Genomic DNA, 19,214 nt, shown 5'->3' on the forward strand with positions numbered 1-19,214 from the left:
CGGGTGATCGCCCGCGGCTCCGTTCTTGTCATACCCGGCCCGTAGTGTCACCGGCATGGCACAACTCGGTAGCGTGTTCCTGCCGGTCGTCTCCCCCCGAGACAGCGCCGCCTGGTATTCGGCGGTCTTCGGCCTGGCCGTCTCCAGCATCCAGGAGCACGCCGCGGTCCTCGACTCCCCCGACCGCGAGTTCCGCCTGACGCTGATGGGCCCCACCAGCGGCATCGCCGCCCCGCCCGGTCTGACCTGGGCCCCGTTCAGCTTGCTGGTGACCGACATCGAGGCGGCCCGCAAAAGCCTGGTCGACCGTGACCCCGGCCCGATCACGGGCGACGACCGCAGCTGCTTCTGGTTCACCGCCACCGACCCCGACGGCAACATCCTCCTGATCTGCGACCGCTAACCCACCCACCCCAGGCGCGTGCCGCTCCCGCGCCTCGCGCTCGTGCCACGCCCGCGCTCGTGCCACGCCCCCGAGCGCTCGTGCCACGCCCGCGCGTCTGCGTGCCCCTCCGGTCCGCGCCCTTTTCGCGCGCGTGTGCCCTTTCGCGCCTGTGTGCCCCTTCCACATTCGCGCGCCCAGTCCGGGCCCGCGGGTCAATCCGGCTGGGTGCGCCACCCCGCGTTCGTACGGTCCTACTTTCCGGACGCGGCGTCCCACGTCCCGGGCAAACGCGATCGCGAACCCGCCGGAGCCCAACGCTGAGGAGCTTCTGTTCGCTGCGGATACGACCGCTGGAGCGTGACAGGCGGCGGCCAGGGTGACCGCGCACGTTGCGGGCATGGCGACCGGGCGTGACCCACCGCGGGGCGTGATGGGCGGCAGTGAGGGTGACCGTGCGCGTTGCGGGCGTGGCATCCGGGCGCGACCCACCGCGCGGCGAGACCGGCAGTCGGCGTCACACTGCGGGCGGTTGTGGGCCGGGCCGCTCGCCGTCGGGATTGCGGGCGGCCCGGCGCTGTCAACTCAGCTGACGGTCCAGACGAAGGTCATGCTGTCGGTGCCGTCCTTGGTCACTCGCACGGTGCTGGTGCCTCGGGCGGTGGGGGTGCCGGTGACCACGCCCGCTGGGGACATGGTCAGGCCGGGCGGGAGGCCGGTGGCCATCCACTGGCCGGGTGCGCCCGCGCTGGCCGGCCACGATATGGCCTTGCCGACCGGGGAGCTCATGCCGTGCGGGTTCACGAGGCCGGATGACGCCGTGATCGGCGAGGACGCGGTGGAAACGGTCAGGGAGGCGGGGGCGGTCAGGGTTGTGGTCACGGGGAGGTTTCGGCTCGAGTTGCCCAGCAGGATGGTGTAGGCGCCGGCGGTTGTCTTCCAGGTGTGGGTGGCGGTGTCCCAGTGGGCCAGGTCGCGGGAGCGTAGCTGGAAGGTGGCGGTTGCCGAGGCGCCGGCGGCCAAGGTGATGCGCTGGAATCCCTTCAACTGGTGTGGGGGCTCGCCGTCGGAGGCGGGGTTGGTCACGTAGAGCTGGGCCACCTCGGTGCCGGCTCGGGTGCCTGAGTTGCGGACGGTGGCGGTGACCGTGGCCACGCCGTTGGTCATCGCGGATGCGTGCAGGTCGCTGAAGGCGAAAGTGGTGTAGGACAGGCCGAAGCCGAAGGGGAACATCGGGGTCACGTTGCGGGCGTCGTACCAGCGGTAGCCAACCTGGAGGCCCTCGCTGTACTGGACCTGGCCGTTCACGCCGGGCCACTGCGCGGCGGTGGACGCAGGGACGGCGGAGAGGGACGTCGGGAAGGTCATCGGGAGCTTGCCGGAGGGGTTGATGTCGCCGAAGAGCAGGCCGGCGATGGCGGTGCCCCACTGCTGGCCGTCGTAGAAGCCCTCGAAGACGGCGGGCACCTGGGACAACCACGGCATGGCGATCGCGGCGTTGTTGTTGAGCACCACGACCGTACGGGGATTGGCCGCGACCACGGCCGAGATCAGCGCGTCCTGGTTGTTGGGGAGGGTCAGGTTGGCGCTGTCGTGCTCCTCGTTGCCGTAGTTGTCGCTGGCGAACACGATCGCGACGCTGCTGCGCTGGGCGAGCGCCACCGCGGACGCCTGGTTGCTGCCCTCGTCGTAGGCGACCGTCACCCCCGTACCGGCGACTCGGTTTTGAATGCCGGTCAAAGGCCAGACCGTCGCACCACTGCGGACCGTGGCCGAACCGCCGCCGATGGTCTGGGTGCCGGCGCCGCCGTCGACGCCGATGACCGCGATCGAGGAGAGGCCGCTGGTCGCGAGCGGGAGGATGCCGGTGTTCTTGAGCAGGACCGTTCCTTCCTGAGCGCCGCGCAGGGCGACCTGCACGTGCGCGGGCGTGGTCACGGTCGCGCCGAGCGAGCCGCTCGGCGCCCTGTCGAACAGGCCGAACGCGAACATCTGGGTCAGCACCCGGGAAACCATGGTGTCGAGGGTCTGGGTGGTGACCGTGCCGGCCTGCACCGCCTGCTTGAGGAAGTCGGCGTAGAAGTAGCCGTTCGGCATCTCCATGGTCAGGCCCGCGTTCGCCGACTCCACCGTGGAGTGGGTGCCGCTCCAGTCGGACTCGACGAAGCCGCCGAAGCCGGCCTGCTGGTAGAGACCCGTGTTGAGCAGGGCCGGGTTCTGGCAGGCGGGCACCGAATTGACCACGCTGTACGCGCACATCACCGAGGCCGGGGCGCCGTCGCGGATGGCGGTCTGGAACGCCGGCAGGTAGATCTCCTGGAGCGTCCGCTCGTCGACGACGACCGAGCCGGCCGGGTGCTCGATGTTGTAGACCGCGGCGTGCTTGACCGAGGCCATCACGCCCTGGCTCTGGATGCCCCGGACGTCGGCCGCGGCCATCTGCCCGGACAGGTACGGGTCCTCCCCGTACGTCTCGAAGGCCCGGCCCCACCGCGGATCGCGGACGATGTTGACGGTCGGGCCGAGCGCCACGTTCGCGCCCTTGCCGGCGAACTCGGCGCCGATCGCCGTGCCGTACTGCAGCGCGTAGTCGGTGTCGAAGGTCGCGGCCGTGGCCGTGCCGGACGGCATCTGGGTGACCCCGTCGAGGCCGTCGCCGACGCCGGCCGGGCCGTCCTGCAGGCCGAGGCCGGGGATGCAGAGCGCGGGGATGCCGGTGACGTTGCCGATGTACGGCGAGGCGTTGTTGTTGCCGTGCAGGATCGACACCTTCTGGTCGATCGTCATCCGGGCGAGCACCTGCGCGACCCGGTCGGCTATCGGCGCGGTCGACCCGACCCACGGGCAGCCGGTCCCGCCGGTGGGCGGCGGTGACGAGGTCGGCCCGCCAACGGTATGAACAATGAACTCCCAGAGCGAATAACCAAACGCGGTTGCGCGGGTCAGACCGTACATTCGTATGAATCGGCCGGTCGCGCTCAGCGAGACGGTCTGCGTGCCGTCAATCCCGTTGGTGACCGGGGTGGCGTCGGTCCAGGCGTTGCCGTCGGTGGACACCTGGATCTTGAAGGTGGCCGCCCGCGCCGTCTCCCAGCGCAGGTCGGCGCCGCAGATCTGCTGCGACGAGCCGAGGTCGACCTGCAGCCACTGCGGGTCGGCGAATGCCGACGACCAGCGGGTGCCGTCGTTGCCGTCGGTCGCGGAGGTGGCCGGGGTGCCTGCGTTCTCCGCCGACGACGCGGTGGTGGGGTGGCCGACGGCGCTGTTGCCCGCCGCGCACGACGTCGGCGCCGAGCCGCCGAAGACCTGGAACTCCCAGAGCGAGTAGCCGTACTGGGTGGCGCGGGTCAGACCATACATCCGTATGAAGCGGCCGGTGGCGGTCAGCGAAAGGGTCTGCGTGCCGTCGACGCCGTTGGTGACCGGGGTCGCGTCGGTCCAGGCGTTGCCGTCGGTGGACACCTGGATCTTGAAGGTGGCGGCGCGGGCGGTCTCCCAGTGCAGCGAGACCTGGCTGATCGCCTGGGACGAGCCGAGGTCGACCTGCAGCCATTGGGGATCGGCGAAGGCGGACGCCCAGCGAGTGCCGTCGTTGCCGTCGGTCGCCGAGGTGGCCGGCGTGCCGGCGTTCTCGGTGGACGAGGCGGTCGTGGGCCGGCCCTGGGAGAGCAGGGTCAGCGCGGCGTGCGCGCTCGGCGCCACCAGGACGATCGAGACGAGCAGGAGAGCGGCGGCGCCGATCAGCACCGACCGCCATCGGGGGATGGACATGAGAGCTCCTTTGGGGGAGAAGCCTGCGCTCGGGGAAGCGCTCTCTCACGACGGTCCTGCCGTTTTCGAAGCGTGTCAATGAGTACGGGACGGTTCCGGTACTAGATGGTGGTCGAGATAAGAAAGCGCTTCACGCCACCGACCGGGCCACCTCGACCGCCTCCTCCTTCGTGGGCAGCCCCTCCAGGCGGTAGGTCACCGCGCCGGACTGCCAGACCAGCGTCGGCCCGGCCAGCCGGGTGGTGGCCGTGCGCTCGACGCCGTCGCGGTCCACATAGGTCAGCGAGTGCGGGGCGGCCAGCCACAGAGCCACGTCCGCGCCGAAGTAGACCCACTCGGCGTCCGGCGCCTGCTTCATCCACACCGGCGACACCGTGCCGTCGAACTGGTCGAACAGCACCGTGCCGCCGCGATAGCCGAACTCGATCACCCGCGGGACGCCGGCCGCGCTCTGGTCGGCCAGCGTGACCTGCTCGGGGGTGCCGAGCTTGGCGGGCACCTTGACCGGGAACGGCGCGACCCGGCGGGCCTCCTCGAGCGCCGCCGAACGCCGGGAGGGCAACGGGCTCGGCGAGCCGGTCGGGGTGGGCGCCTTCTCCACGCGTACGTCCACTCCTGCGACATGCAGCAAGTTGCCCACGGCCGTGACCACCGCGGCTCGTGCCGGCGCGATGGCGCCGGTCGCACCGGCCACCGCGACCAGAACTCCGATCAACCACAGACGCCAGCGCCGCGCGGGCCGGGCTTGGGAGAGGCGCTCACGCACCAGGGCCCGCTGGTCACGAGGCGGCGGTACGTCGAGATGGTCACCGAGCGAGCGCAGGTCGGCGATCAGGTCGTCGTGTGGTTCAGGCATCGGTTCCCTCCTCTCCGCCCAGGTGTTCGCGCAGCTTCTTGAGGGCGCGGGCCGTGCGCGACTTGACCGTGCCCTTGGGCAGTCCCAGCGTCACCGCGGTCTCCGCCTCCGACAGGTCGAGCAGGTAGCGGCACACCAGCACCTCACGGTCGCGCCGATCGAGCCGGCGCAACTGGTTGACCAGGTGCTGCCGCCGCTCGTTCGCCATCGCCGACTCCGCCGGGTCGGGCGCCAGCGTGGGCTCCTCCTTCGCGGCCGCCCGCAGAACCAGGCCGTCCCGGCGGCCGCGCGACCGGTGCAGGTTGCGCGTCTCGTTCGCGACGATCGCCAGCAGCCAGGCCTTGAACCCGGACTCGCCCCGATACTTGGACAGCTGCCGATAGGCCTTGACCAGCGCCTCCTGCACCACGTCGTCGGCCTCGGCGCCGGCGCCGAGCAGGACGGCGGCCCGGTGCGCGGGCGCGGTGTACTGCGCGACCAGCACCTCGTAGGCGTCCAGGTCGCCGGCGCGCGCCCGCGCCACCGCGGTCGCGTCGTCCAGCTCGGTGGCCCTCTCCAGCCTCGACACCTCCGTCGCCCATCGCTGTCGAACACATCATCGACACCGCCGGCCGCAAAAAGGTTCCCGCCCTGCGAACGGGAACCTTTTCTCGTCCCGCGGTGTCGACTGGGCATGACGACGCGGCGAACATTCCTGGGGCTGACCGGCGGAACGGCGCTGGTCCTGGCCGGTGCGTGCGACGGGCCACGCGCCGCCGACGAGCAACGTGTGCCCGACGTGGTGCTGGTGGACAGCCGCAAGGGACTGGTTGTTCTCGGCGGGGCGCGGCCCGGCATGCCGGGGATGCGGGCCGCCGCCAGCGCCGACGGCCAGTTCGTCTACGCGGTCACGGCGGGGGAGGGCCTCGTGGGGTTCGACCCGGCGGAGGGGATATCCACCCGGGGCAGTGCGCTCGGGGGCGGGTGGATACCTCGCGTCATCTCTCCCAGGGGCGTGGCCTGCGCGCTGGCCCAGACGCCGCCGGCGACCGTTCCGGCGGGCCGGGCCAGCACCCCACTCCTGGTGACGGTCGGCGGGAAGGAGCGCCAGTTCGACCTGCCGGGGGTGATCGAGCCGGACGCCTTCACCACCGACAACGGCGGGCTCTTCGTGCTCGACTGGCGGCCGGCGACGAAACCCGACGCGTACCGCGTGCGGCTGCTCGACCTGGCGGCCGGGACCGTCGGGCCGCTGCTCACGCGGGACAAGACGGCCGTACCGCCGGGCGCCGAGGAGGAGATGCGCGGGGAGGGGCGGCAGGCGGTGCCGTCCCCGGACGGGGAGATCCTCTACACGCTCTACACCCACCAGCCGGGGCATCGGCACACCCGGGACCTGCTCTCCGGGCGGCCGGGCAACGCGCACGCGTTCGTGCACGTCCTGCACCTGGCCCAGCGGTGGGCCTACTGCCTCGACCTGCCCGACCCGTTCGGCCAGGGACCGCCGGCCGGGCACGCGATCGCCGTGAGCCCCGACGGACGCGAGCTCGCCGTGCTCGACGTGAACCACGGAAAGGTCGTGTTCGCGGGGACGGAGGCCCTCGCGGTCGCGGGAGTGGTGAGTGTTCCGGTCAAGGCGGAGGCGGCGGCGAGCCTCGCCTACGCCCCGGGCGGGACAAGGCTGCTGGCCGGCGCCGGTCGCACGGTCACGAAGCTCGACCACTCGGGCTCGGCAGTGGCAACCTGGCCGGTACCGGCGGAGGTGCGCGGGCTGGGATTGAGCCGGGACGGCCAACGGATCTACTGCGGCGGGGAGAACGAGGTGCTGTGGCTCGACGCGAGTACGGGCGCGGTGCGCGGACGGGCGCGCGTCAATGGTCTGATCGCCGTACGGCACGTCCGATGAACGCCATCCGCGGGTCGGCCGCGCTGATCCTCGTACTGGCAATTGGTGGATGCACGGCGAAGCAGGAGCAGGAGCAGGCCGCCGAGCTGCCTTGTTCTACCAAGATCGACACGAGCGCGCTGCCGACCTGGGCCCGGACCGGTTTCAGCGGCGACGGCAGCGGCAACCCGCACGTCTTCAGCAAGTCGGGGGACATGGTCGGGGTGCTGTTCGGCAATCCGCTGACCGCCCCGCCGGCCACGGATCACAACAACAAGATCCTCTGGGTGTCGAAGACGCCCGTGACCACCGGTGACAACCTGAAAATCACGGCGAAACTCGACGGAACCGGCGAAACGGCCGAACGGCAGGTCGACGGCGGCCCCGGGCCCTCGATCATCGACCTGCCCAAACCCGGCTGCTGGCGGTTCACGCTGGCCTGGTCCGGGCGCACCGACACGATGGATCTCACCTACTCCTCATGATCGACTAGCGCCCTGCGGCGAACTGTCGGTGCGGGCCTGTAGCCTCCCCTCAGAGTTCTCTTGAGGTAAGGCAGGGCAGGGTCTGGTGTTCAAGCGAATCGCGATCGTCAACCGCGGCGAGTCCGCCATGCGGCTCATCCACGCCGTCCGTGACCTGTGCGCCGAGACCGGCGCCCGGACCGAGACCGTCGCTCTCTACACCGACGTCGACCGGGGCGCGATGTTCGTGCGCGAGGCCGACATCGCCTACGACCTGGGCGCGGCCGCCTCGCGCCCCTATCTCGACCTCAAGACCCTCGAGCGGGCGCTGGTCGACACCGGCGCCGACGCCGCCTGGGTCGGCTGGGGCTTCGTGGCGGAAGACCCGGCGTTCGCCGAGCTGTGCGAGCGGGTCGGCGTCACCTTCATCGGCCCCGGCCCCGACGCCATGCGCAAGCTCGGCGACAAGATCGGCGCCAAGCTGATCGCCGAGGAGGTCGGCGTGCCGGTCGCGCCGTGGAGCCGCGGGCCGGTCGAGACGCTCGAGGCCGCGATCGCCGAGGCGGACCGGATCGGCTATCCGCTGATGCTCAAGGCGACCGCCGGCGGCGGCGGGCGCGGCATCCGCGTGGTCCGCGACGCCGACCAGCTGAGCGACGCGTACGAGCGCACCAGCCAGGAGGCCGCGCGGGCCTTCGGCAGCGGCATCGTCTTCCTGGAGCGCCTGGTCACCGGTGCCCGGCATGTCGAGGTGCAGGTCATCGCCGACGGCCAGGGCACGGCGTGGGCGCTGGGCGTGCGCGACTGCTCGGTGCAGCGGCGCAACCAGAAGGTCATCGAGGAGTCGGCGTCGCCGGTGCTCAGCCCTTCCCGGGCCGCGGAACTGAAGGCGTCGGCCGAGCGCCTCGCCGTCGCGGTGGGCTACCGCGGCGCGGCCACCGTCGAGTTCCTGTATCACCCGGGCGACGACCTGCTCGCGTTCCTCGAGGTGAACACACGCCTGCAGGTCGAGCACCCGATCACCGAGTCGACGACCGGGTTCGACCTGGTCAAGGCCCAGCTGCACGTGGCGTCGGGCGGTCGGCTCGAGGGCGAGCCGCCGGCCGAGCGCGGGCACGCCATCGAGGCCCGGCTCAACGCGGAGGACCCCGACCGCGACTTCGCGCCCTCCCCGGGCCGCATCGCGCGGCTGGTCTTCCCGGCGGGGCCGGGCATCCGGGTCGACACCGGGGTCGGCGAGGGCGACTCGATCCCGGGCGACTTCGACTCGATGATTGCCAAGATCATCGCGTACGGGACGGACCGCGACGAGGCGCTCGGCCGGCTCCGGCGGGCCATGGCCGAGACCACCGTGATCATCGAGGGCGGCGCGACCAACAAGAGCTTCGTGCTCGACCTGCTCGCCCAGCCCGAGGTCATCGACGCGTCGGCCGACACCGGCTGGATCGACCGGGTGCGCGCCGAGGGCCGGCTGGTCTCGCAGCGGCACTCCGGCGTCGCGCTGGCCGCGGCCGCGATCGAGGCGTACGAGGAGGACGAGCGCGTCGAGGAGGAGCGGCTGCTGGCCACGGCGTTCGGCGGCCGTCCCCAGGTGCGCCACGAGAGCGGCCGCCCGCTCGACCTCAAGCTCCGCGGCGCCGGGTACCGGGTTCGGGTCGCCCGGGTCGGCGCCCACCGGTTCCGGGTCAGCATCGAGGCCGGCGACAACCGGCGCGCCGCCGACGTCGAGATCCACCGCTTCGACGAGCACACCGGGTGGATCGTCGTCAACGGCGAGCGGCACCGCCTGCTCACCGGCGCGCACGGCGCCATCCACCTGGTCGAGGTCGACGGCGTCGCCCACCGGATCACCCGTGACGAGGGCGGCGTCCTGCGCTCGCCGATGCCGGCCCTGGTCGTGGCCACCCCGCTCGAGGCCGGCGCCGAGGTCGAGGCGGGCGCGCCCGTGCTCGTGCTCGAGGCCATGAAGATGGAGGCCGTGATCCGCGCGCCGTTCAAGGCCCGGATCAAGGAGTGCCTGGTGGCGGTCGGCGCCAAGGTCGACGCCGGCGCGGCCCTGCTGCGGCTCGAACCGCTCGGCGACGCCGAGGCCGAGGCGGTGGCGGCGGCCGAGCACGTCGAGATCGACCTCCCGGCCGAGCCGGCCGAGGTGCCCGCGCGCGAGCGGGCCGCCCGCGGCCAGGAAGACCTGCGCAGCCTGCTGCTCGGCTTCGACACCGACCCGCACGACGATCGCCGGGTGCTCAACGACTACCTCGCGGCCCGCCGCGCCGCCGCCGAGGCCGGTCAGCGCCCGCTCGCCGGTGAGGTGCAGCTGATCGAGGTCTTCGCCGATCTGGCCGAGCTGAGCCGCAACCGCCCGGCCGGCGAGGACGGCGCGAGCGACACCCACGTGCACAGCCCGCGGGAGTACTTCCACTCGTACCTGCAGAGCCTTGATGTGGAAAGGGCCGGGCTCACCGAGCGGTTCCAGGCCCGGCTGGCCAAGGCGCTCGGGCACTACGGCGTCACCGAGCTGGAGCGCACGCCCGAGCTCGAGGCCGCGGTGTTCCGCATCTTCCTGGCTCAGCAGCGGTCGGCCGCGGACGCCGCCACGGTCGCGGCGCTGCTGCGCGCCTGGATAGGCGAGCCCCCGCCGGACGACACTCTGCGCGAGCCGGCCGGTCTCGCCCTGGAACGGCTGGTCTCGGCGACGCAGGTCCGCTTCCCGGCGCTGGCCGACCTGGCCCGCGGCGTGGTGTTCGCCTGGTTCGGTCAGCCGCTGCTGCTGCGCAACCGCGCCCGCGTCTACGTCGAGGTCCGGCAGCACCTGCGGTACCTCGACGCCAAGCCGGACGCCCCCGACCGCGAGCCGCGCATCGCCGGCATGGTCCGCAGCACCGAGCCGCTGGTCCGCGTGCTCGGCCAGCGCCTGGTCCGCGACAACCTCGACAACTCGGTCATGCTCGAGGTGCTGACCCGGCGCTACTACGGCAACAAGGGCCTTTCCGACCTCCGTACGGTGGAATCGGGGGGTTGCTCCTATGTCGTCGCCGAGCGGGCCGGCTCCCGCCTGGTCACCGCCGCGGTGAAGTTCGCGCAGCTCGGCACGGCGCTCAACGGCCTGGCCGCGCTGGCCACCGGCGAGATCGCGCTGGACGCCGACGTCTATCTGTCCTGGGAGGGCCAGCCGGCCGACTCCGACGACATGGCCGCCGCGCTCTACGAGGCGATCAACGGGCACCCGCTGCCGCGGCAGATCCAGCGGCTCACCGTGGCCGTCGCCGGGCGCGGCGGCGCCGTAATGCACCACCACTTCACGTTCCGCCGCTCGACCACCGGGATGACCGAGGAACGGCTGATCCGCGGCCTGCACCCGCACATCGCGCAGCGTATGCAGCTCGAGCGGCTCCGCAAGTTCGACCTGACCCGGGTGCCGTCCTCGGACGAGGAGGTCTACCTCTTCCGCTGCGTCGCCCGGGAAAATCCGGCCGACGACCGGCTGGTCGCGTTCGCCCAGGTGCGCGACCTGGCCGAGCTGCGTGAGCACGACGGCCGCCTGGTCGCGCTGCCCACCACCGAGGACACGATCGCGACCTGTCTCGACTCGATCCGCCGGCAGCAGTCGAGCCGGCCGTCGGACAAGCGGTTCAACACCAACCGGATCGTCATCTACGTGTGGCCGCCGGTCTCGCTGACCCGCGAGGAGATGGAGACGATCGCCCGCCGCGTGGCGCCGACCGTCGCCGGGGCCGGGCTCGAGGAGATCCTGTTCATCGCCCGGCAGCCGACCGCCGACGGCAAGCTGATCAAGGTCGCGGTCCGGATCGTCTTCGACGTGACCGGGGGCGCCTCGCTCACCATCGGCGCGCCGTCGGACGAGCCGGTCGAGCCGCTCGACGGCTACCGGCAGAAGGTGCTGCGCGCCAGCAGCCGGAACACGGTCTACCCGTACGAGATCACGAAGATGCTGGGCGACTTCGTCGAGCACGATCTCGACGACGCCGGCGACCTGGTGCCGGTCGAGCGCCCGAAGGGGCAGAACGGCTCGGCCATCGTCGCCGGCGTGATCACCACCAGCACCGCGGCCCACCCCGAGGGCATGAGCCGGGTCGTGCTGCTCGGCGACCCGACCAAGGCGCTGGGCTCGCTGGCCGAGCCGGAGTGCCGCCGGGTCATCGCCGGTCTCGACCTCGCTTCACGCCTCCAGGTGCCGCTGGAGTGGTACACGCTGTCGTCCGGCGCGAAGATCTCGATGGACTCCGGCACGGAGAACATGGACTGGGTCGCCGCCGCGCTCAAGCGGATCGTCGAGTTCACCCAGGACGGCGGCGAGATCAACATTGTGGTGGCGGGCATCAACGTCGGCGCCCAGCCGTACTGGAACGCCGAGGCCACGATGCTCATGCACACCAAGGGCATCCTCGTGATGACCCCCGACTCGGCCATGGTGCTGACCGGCAAGCAGGCGCTCGACTTCTCCGGCGGCGTCTCGGCCGAGGACAACTTCGGCATCGGCGGGTACGACCGGGTGATGGGCCCGAACGGGCAGGCGCAGTACTGGGCGCCGTCGCTGGCCGCGGCCCGCGACGTGCTCATGGCGCATTACGAGCACACCTACATCGTGCCCGGCGAGCAGGCGCCGCGGCGGGCCGTCACCACCGACCCCGTCGACCGGGACGTCTCGAGCTTCCCGCACAACGCGCCCGGGAGCGACTTCACCACGGTCGGCGAGATCTTCTCGGCCACCGCCAACCCCGACCGCAAAAAGCCCTTCGACATCCGTACGGTGATGCGCGCGCTCGCCGACCAGGACCACCCGGTGCTGGAGCGCTGGGCCGGCATGGCCGACGCCGAGACCGCGGTCGTGCAGGACGTGCATCTCGGCGGCATCCCGGTCTGCCTGCTCGGCATCGAGTCCAAGTCGGTCACCCGGCGCGGCTTCCCGCCCACCGACGGCCCGGACGCGTACACGGCGGGCACGCTCTTCCCCCGCTCGTCTAAGAAGGCGGCACGGGCCATCAACGCGGCCAGCGGCAACCGCCCGCTGGTGGTGCTGGCCAACCTCTCCGGCTTCGACGGCTCCCCGGAATCGATGCGCAAACTTCAGCTGGAGTACGGCGCCGAGATCGGCCGCGCGGTCGTGAACTTCCGCGGCCCGATCGTCTTCTGCGTGATCTCCCGCTACCACGGCGGCGCGTTCGTGGTCTTCTCCAAGCGTCTCAACCCGAACATGACCGTGCTGGCGCTCGAGGGCTCCTTCGCCTCGGTGCTCGGCGGCGCGCCGGCGGCGGCCGTGGTCTTCACGGCCGACGTGAACCGCCGTGCCGCGGCCGACCCGCGCGTCAAGGAGCTGGAGGCGCGGGTGACGGCCGCCTCGGGCACCGACCGCGGCGCGCTGGCGGCCGAGCTCGACGAGCTGCGCGCCTCGGTCCGCAACGAGAAGCAGAACGAGGTGGCGGCCGAGTTCGACCGCAAGCACAGCATCCAGCGTGCGGTCGAGATCGGCTCGGTCGACGCGGTGATCCGGGCGGCCGAGCTGCGGCCGCGCATCATCGAGGCGATCGACTTCGGCGCGCGCCGCTGATCCGGTAGAAAAATCTCTGGCAGGAACTGTCGATAGCGCCGGGCCCGATCGTCGTCAGGGTGGAAGCGGCCGATCGGCGGCCATCCGACGTGAGGAGACCATCATGCGTTACCTGTTGCTGATCTACAGCGAGGAAACCAGCGGCGCGCCCGACCCGGCCGAGGCCGAGCAGGTGATGAACGAGTACTGGGCGTACACCAACGCGATCACCCAGGCCGGGGTCAGCCCGGGCGGCGACGCCCTGCAGGACAGCAAGACGGCCACCACCGTACGGCTGAAGGACGGTGAGCGCGTGGTGACCGACGGGCCGTTCGCCGAAACCCGCGAGGTCCTGGGCGGCTACTACGTGCTCGACGTGCCCGACCTGGACGCGGCGATCGACTGGGCGGCCAAGTGCCCGGGCGCGAAGTACGGATCGATCGAAGTGCGGCCGATCATGGAGTTTTCCTGATCCCGGAGGTCACCGATGGGTGCGGCGGCCGACTCGGTCGAAGCGGTCTTCCGCGAGGAGTGGGGCCGCCTGCTGGCCTCGCTCGTGCGCACCCTCGGTGACCTCGATCTGGCCGAAGAGGTCGCCGCCGACGCCGTCGCGATGGCGTTGCAGCGGTGGCCTCGGGACGGGGTGCCCGATCGCCCGGCGGCGTGGCTGCTGACCACGGCCCGCCACCGGGCGGTCGACCTGTTGCGCCGGGACAAGGTGCTGGCCGCGAAGCTGGCGCTGCTGCAGGTGGAGGCGGACCGGTACGAGCCGCCTCCACCTGCACCCGAGCCGGGCTGGGCGGACGACGTGCCGGACGAGCGGCTGTACCTCTTCTTCACCTGCTGCCACCCGTCGCTGGCGCTCGAGGCGCAGACCGCGCTGACGCTGAACTGCCTCGGCGGCCTTGCCACGCCGGAGGTGGCCCGCGCGTTCCTCACCCCGAACGCCACGATGGCCCAGCGCCTGGTCCGCGCCAAACGCAAGATCCGCGAGGCACGCATCCCGTTCCGCGTGCCCCGGGCCCACGAGCTGCCCGTACGGCTGCCGGCGGTGCTCCGGGTCATCTATCTGATCTTCACCGAGGGGTACGCCGCGACCAGCGGCCCGGCCCTGATGCGCCCCGACCTGGCTGACGAGGCGGTGCGGCTGGCCCGGATCCTGCGCCGCCTCATGCCCCGGCAGCGCGAGGTGGCCGGCCTGCTGGCCCTCATGCTGCTCATCGACGCCCGCCGCGACGCGCGGGTGGACGTCCGCGGTGACCTGGTGCTGCTCGACGACCAGGACCGCTCGCGGTGGGACGCCGGCAAGATCGAGGAGGGACGCCGCCTGGTGGTCGAGGCGCTGACCGGCGGCCCACCCGGCCCGTACGCCCTGCAGGCCGCCATCGCGGCCGTGCACGACGAGGCGGCGAGCGTGGCGACCACCGACTGGCCGCAGATCGTCGCCCTGTACGACGTGTTGCGCACGGTGGCACCCTCACCGCTGGTCGACCTCAATCGCGCGGTGGCGGTCGCCATGGCCGACGGCCCCGCGGCCGGGCTGGCGCTCCTCGACGCCTTGGCGGCCGACCGCCGGCTGGCCGGCTATCACCTGCTCCCCGCGGCCCGCGGCGACCTCCTGCGGCGACTCGGCCGCACGACGGAGGCGGCGGAGGCGTACCGGCAGGCAATCGATCTTGTCGGCAATGGCCCGGAAAGGGCATTCCTGGAACGCCGCCTGAGCGAGACCACTGCGCGCAATTCCGATTGAAAGCCCCCCTTTGGCCGGCGGTGGTCCGTTCTATCGCGGCCCGCGCGATTTTGTCGCTCTCGCGGCATCGGCGGGCTAAGTCGGTGAATGCGTCGATGACTCCGGGCGAGACGTCCTGATCGGACGGAAACGTCCGTCGCGGCTGTTCCTCGCTGGTGTCCACGCCGATCGGGCGTCGTACTACTACGTTGTAGAGAACTTCTTTACAACGTAGTAAAGCGACTGTAACGTGACGCCAACCGTCAGTCACGCGGGTGCCCCGGGGGACAACTTCACCCTCTCCCTGACGGTCGCGATTCAACGAGAAAGGTAGTGAGAGTCTTGCAACTGAGTGAGCGCTTCCGAGGGGCACTGAGACCGGTCGCGGCTGTCGTGCTCGCTTCGGCGATGGTGCTGAGCGTGTCGAGCGTGGCGCACGCCGACGAGGGGGTCGACCTGACCCCGGGCCCGCACATCATCGCCGACCCCAACTCGCCGACGGGTTACACCGGGCACTTCGTGTACTACAACCCGACCGCGACCAGCGTGCGGTTCGACGCCGACATCCTGCTGCGTAACTGGGCGGACCAGACCGACACGACGGTCTACCAGCCCCAGCAGTACCGCCCCGGCCTGATGCGCGGCGCCGGCGCGTACGACGTGCAGATGACCAATGCCGGCGACGGTTACTGGTACACCGACGTGCCCCTGGCAGCCGGCCCCAACCAGTACTGGTTCTACGTCAACAACAACACGAACCTGTGGGTGGCCGACCCGGCGAACTCGCCGATCTACGCCCCGGACGGTCTGACCGGCACCGCCCGGCGCGCCTTCAACCGGGTCAACGTGCCGTACGACGCCGAGAAGCAGAACTACGCGCCGCTGGCCGAGCGGGTGATCGCGAACCCGCGGCCGGACACGCCCAAGGGCACCTGGAGCTACGTGCCGATCCAGATCGGTACGACCCAGCGGACGCTGGGCGTCTACCTCCCGCCGGGGTACGACCCCAACCGCGCGCAGCCGTACAAGACGATCTACCTGCAGCACGGCAGCGGCCAGGACCAGTCCGACTGGCTGAACATGGGCAGCGTGCCGGTCATCATGGACAACCTGATCGCCGACGGGCAGACCGAACCCGCGGTCATCGTGACGACGAACTCCCAGTACATGGGGTCCTCGCCGTACACGACGAACCTCGAGGGCATCATCATCCCGTTCGTCCAGAGCCACTACAACGTCTCGACCGACCGGATGGATCGGGCGTTCGCCGGCCTGTCGATGGGCGCGTCGATGACAATCAACATCATCAACAACAACCCCTTGCGCTTCGGCTACTACGGCGTCTTCAGCTGGACCCCGCCGCCGCGCACGACCACCGCGAACATCAAGCAGGCCTACATCTACATGGGCTGCGGCGCGTGGGACAACCTGAACCTCTGCGTGACGCAGGCGCAGCTCAACGCGCTGAACGGTCTGGTCAACTACAAGTTCGACAAGATCGCGGGCGGCCACGACTTCAACGCCTGGCCCCAGCTGTTCGCGAACTTCGCCCGGAACTACGTGTGGCAGCGTGGGTCGTTCGTGAACGGCGCCCCGGTGTTCGCGACCGGCGGCGAGTCGCAGTCGGTCGACGAGGGCCAGCCCCTGTCGTTCGGGGTGGCGGCGACCGACCCGGACGGTGACGCGGTGACGTACTCGGCCAGTGGTCTGCCGGCCGGTGCGAGCTTCGACCCGGCGACGCAGCAGTTCTCGTGGACACCCGGCTTCACCCAGGCGGGGACCTACACGGTCACCTTCACGGCCAGCGACGGGACCAAGTCGTACAGCCTCTCGGGCACCAAGGACGTCACCATCACCGTACGCGACGTGCCCGCGCCGGCCGCCGTGACGGCGCCGTCCATCAGTGGCACCGCCGAGGTCAACGGGGTCCTGACGGCCGACCCCGGCACGTGGGACGTCGCCGGCGCCACGTTCGGCTACCAGTGGTCGGCGAACGGCCAGGCGATCGCCGGCGCCACCGGCACCAAGCTGGTGGTGACGCCGGACCTGTCCGGCAAGGCGGTCACGGTCACCGTGACGGCGAGCGCCACCGGTCGGCCGGACGGCAGCGCCACCTCGGCGCCGGTCACCGTCAAGGCGGTCGCGGCCTGGAAGTCGACGGCCGTCTACAACAGCGGTGATCTGGTCATCTACAACGGAAAGCTGTACCAGGCCGGCTGGTGGACGCAGAACCAGGCGCCGGGCGACCCGACCGGGGCGTGGCAGGAGCTGGCCGTGACGGCGGACGGATCCACGGCGTGGACCGCGTCGCGGATCTTCAATGCCGGTGACCAGGCCTACTACCAGGGCAGGCTGTACCGGGCCCAGTGGTGGACCCGCAACCAGACTCCCGGGGACCCGAACGGGCCGTGGACCGAGGTCGTGACCACGCCCGCCGGCGCGCCCAACTGGGCCGTCACCACGATCTACAACGCCGGTGACAAGGTCACGTATCAGGGCCACGTCTACCAGGCGCAGTGGTGGACACGCGGTCAGGCTCCGGGGGGCTCGTCCGGCCCCTGGAAGCTGGTCTCGTAGCCGTTCCCGATTGGAGCGGGAGCCGGGCCGACGGTTGGTCGGTCCCGGCTCCTTTGCCTGCTCAAGTGCCCTGGAAAACGTTGTAAATCAATTTCTTTACAACGTCGTAAATCGACGCTAGCTTGGCTCCAGGAGCGCCGCTCGGCGCTCACCGGCCGTCCAAGGAGGAACGTTGCAACGCGTTCTGCAATTGCGGAGACAACCCGGAGGGGCCTCGGGCAATCGCGTCCGGGTCCTCAAGACAGTCGCGGCTGCCATGCTCGCTTCGGCCATGCTGCTGAGCGTGTCGAGCGTGGCGCGCGCCGACGACGGGGTCGATCTGACCCCGGGCCCGCACGTCGTCGCCGATCCGAACTCGCCGACGGGTTACACGGGGCACTTCGTGTACTACAACCCGACGGCGACCAGCGTGCGGTTCGACGCCGACATCCTGCTGCGTAACTGGGCGGACCAGACCGACACGACGGTCTACCAGCCGCAGCAGTACCGCCCCGGTCTGATGCGCGGAGGCGGCGCGTACGACGTGCAGATGACCAATGCCGGCGACGGTTACTGGTACACCGACGTGCCCCTGGCCGCGGGCGCGAACCAGTACTGGTTCTATGTGGACAACAACACGAACCTGTGGGTGGCCGACCCGGCGAACTCGCCGATCTACGCCCCGGACGGTCTGACCGGCACCGCCCGGCGCGCGTTCAACAAGGTCTACGTGCCGTACGACGCCGCGAAGCAGAACTACGCCCCCTTGGCAGCACGGCAGATCGAGCTTCTCCGGCCGAACGCGCCCCACGGCACGTGGAGCTACGTGCCGGTCCAGATCGGCACGACCACCCGGACGATCGGCGTCTATCTCCCGCCGGGATACGACCCCAACCGCGCCGAGCCGTACAAGACGATCTACATGCAGCACGGCAGCGGCCAGGACCAGTCCGACTGGCTGAACATGGGTGACGTGCCGGTCATCATGGACAACCTGCTCCAGGACGGTCTCACCGAACCCGCCGTCGTCATCACGACGAACACGAACTACCTCGGCAGCGCCGCCCAGGGATACCCCAACCTGCGCGACGTCGTGATGCCGTTCGTCGAGAGCAACTACCACGTCTCGACGCAGGCGAAGGACCGGGCGTTCGCCGGGCTGTCGGCGGGCGCGGCGGTCACCTCCAACCTCATCAACTTCGACGCGACGAAGTTCGGGTGGTACGGGGTGTTCAGCGGCGGCGTCGGAGTCCGCAACACGACGCCGAATCTCGGGGTGCCCTACATCCTCTTCGGCGGCGGGGCGTGGGACTTCGGGTTGCCCAACCCGACCCAGGTGGCCGCGCTGACGAACGCGAACGTGAAGAACGTCGTGGTCGCCGGTGCACACGACTTCAACACCTGGGACCAGTTGTTCACCACCTTCGCTCGGGACTATCTGTGGCAGCGGGGGGCGTTCGTCAACGGTGCCCCGGTGTTCGCGGCCGGCGGCGAGTCGCAGTCGGTCGACGAGAACCGGACGCTGAAGTTCACCGTCTCGGCGACCGATCCGGACGGTGACGCGCTGACGTACTCGGCCGGCGGGCTGCCCGCAGGTGCCAGCTTCGACCCCGTGACTCGGCAGTTCTCGTGGACGCCGAGTTACTCTCAGGCGGGGTCGTACACGGTCACCTTCAAGGCCAGCGACGGCACGAAGTCGTACAGCCTGTCGGGAACCAAGCAGGTGACGATCACCGTGCGGGACATCCCGGCCTGGAGTTCGTCCACGGTGTACACCGAGGGCAACCAGGTGAGCTACCACGGCTCGACCTGGCTGGCGTCCTGGTGGACGCAGAACCAGACGCCGGGTGATCCGTACGGACCGTGGCAGGAGATCCTGATCGGCGCCGACGGCACCTCGATCTGGACACCGACGCGGATCTTCGTGGCCGGTGATGTCGTTGTCTACCAGGGCAAGCGCTACGTGGCGCAGTGGTGGACCCGCAACCAGACGCCCGAGACGCCCTACGGGCCCTGGCGGCTCGCCAGCTGACCCCGCACCGAACCG

The 19,214-nt window shown here is 70.8% G+C and carries 11 protein-coding genes; 8 read left to right on the top strand and 3 right to left on the bottom strand.

Annotated features, from left to right (window positions below):
• Positions 1-55 precede the first annotated feature (55 nt).
• Positions 56-403 (top strand): VOC family protein, encoded by a 348-nt coding sequence (locus tag A3CQ_RS0109895; RefSeq protein WP_040432102.1) that lies wholly within the window; start codon positions 56-58, stop codon positions 401-403.
• A 564-nt stretch (positions 404-967) separates the two neighbouring features.
• On the opposite strand, the gene A3CQ_RS0109900 is transcribed toward A3CQ_RS0109895, so the two are convergent.
• The 3 genes from A3CQ_RS0109900 to A3CQ_RS0109910 form a co-directional block, all read right to left on the bottom strand.
• Positions 968-4,153 carry a glycoside hydrolase family 3 C-terminal domain-containing protein gene (locus A3CQ_RS0109900; protein ID WP_051115210.1) on the bottom strand — a complete coding sequence of 1,062 codons (3,186 nt, stop codon included), beginning with the start codon at positions 4,151-4,153 and terminating at the stop codon, positions 968-970.
• Positions 4,154-4,283: 130 nt separating this feature from the next.
• Positions 4,284-5,009, bottom strand: a complete 726-nt coding sequence (locus A3CQ_RS0109905; RefSeq protein WP_020510775.1) for a hypothetical protein — start codon at positions 5,007-5,009, stop codon at positions 4,284-4,286.
• Positions 5,002-5,577 (bottom strand): RNA polymerase sigma factor, encoded by a 576-nt coding sequence (locus A3CQ_RS0109910; protein WP_020510776.1) that lies wholly within the window; start codon positions 5,575-5,577, stop codon positions 5,002-5,004. The genes A3CQ_RS0109905 and A3CQ_RS0109910 overlap by 8 nt, the downstream gene beginning before the upstream one ends.
• Positions 5,578-5,682: 105 nt before the next feature.
• On the opposite strand from A3CQ_RS0109910, the gene A3CQ_RS52205 reads away from it, so the two are divergent.
• From A3CQ_RS52205 to A3CQ_RS0109945, 7 genes are all read left to right on the top strand, one after another.
• The gene (locus A3CQ_RS52205; RefSeq protein ID WP_020510777.1) at positions 5,683-6,894 is read left to right on the top strand and encodes a YncE family protein; all 1,212 of its coding nucleotides are present in this window, start codon (positions 5,683-5,685) and stop codon (positions 6,892-6,894) included.
• On the top strand, positions 6,891-7,358 hold the full coding sequence (locus tag A3CQ_RS62035; protein ID WP_020510778.1) for a hypothetical protein: 468 nt from the start codon (positions 6,891-6,893) through the stop codon (positions 7,356-7,358). Before A3CQ_RS52205 ends, A3CQ_RS62035 begins: the two co-directional genes overlap by 4 nt.
• Before the next feature lie 85 nt (positions 7,359-7,443).
• Complete coding sequence (locus A3CQ_RS0109925) at positions 7,444-12,903, top strand: ATP-binding protein (protein ID WP_020510779.1); 5,460 nt, start codon at positions 7,444-7,446, stop codon at positions 12,901-12,903.
• A gap of 103 nt (positions 12,904-13,006) precedes the next feature.
• Positions 13,007-13,354, top strand: coding sequence for a YciI family protein (locus A3CQ_RS0109930; RefSeq protein ID WP_020510780.1), 348 nt, complete (start codon positions 13,007-13,009; stop codon positions 13,352-13,354).
• Between the two features lie 15 nt (positions 13,355-13,369).
• The gene (locus A3CQ_RS0109935; protein WP_020510781.1) at positions 13,370-14,632 is read left to right on the top strand and encodes an RNA polymerase sigma factor; all 1,263 of its coding nucleotides are present in this window, start codon (positions 13,370-13,372) and stop codon (positions 14,630-14,632) included.
• A gap of 399 nt (positions 14,633-15,031) precedes the next feature.
• Complete coding sequence (locus A3CQ_RS0109940) at positions 15,032-17,188, top strand: carbohydrate-binding protein (RefSeq protein ID WP_245577153.1); 2,157 nt, start codon at positions 15,032-15,034, stop codon at positions 17,186-17,188.
• Positions 17,189-17,444: 256 nt separating this feature from the next.
• A complete protein-coding gene (locus A3CQ_RS0109945) occupies positions 17,445-19,199 on the top strand; it encodes a carbohydrate-binding protein (RefSeq protein WP_020510783.1) in 1,755 nt (584 codons plus the stop codon).
• Positions 19,200-19,214 lie beyond the last annotated feature (15 nt).

Source organism: Paractinoplanes globisporus DSM 43857, from assembly GCF_000379645.1.
In the GTDB taxonomy this organism is placed as follows: domain Bacteria; phylum Actinomycetota; class Actinomycetes; order Mycobacteriales; family Micromonosporaceae; genus Actinoplanes; species Actinoplanes globisporus.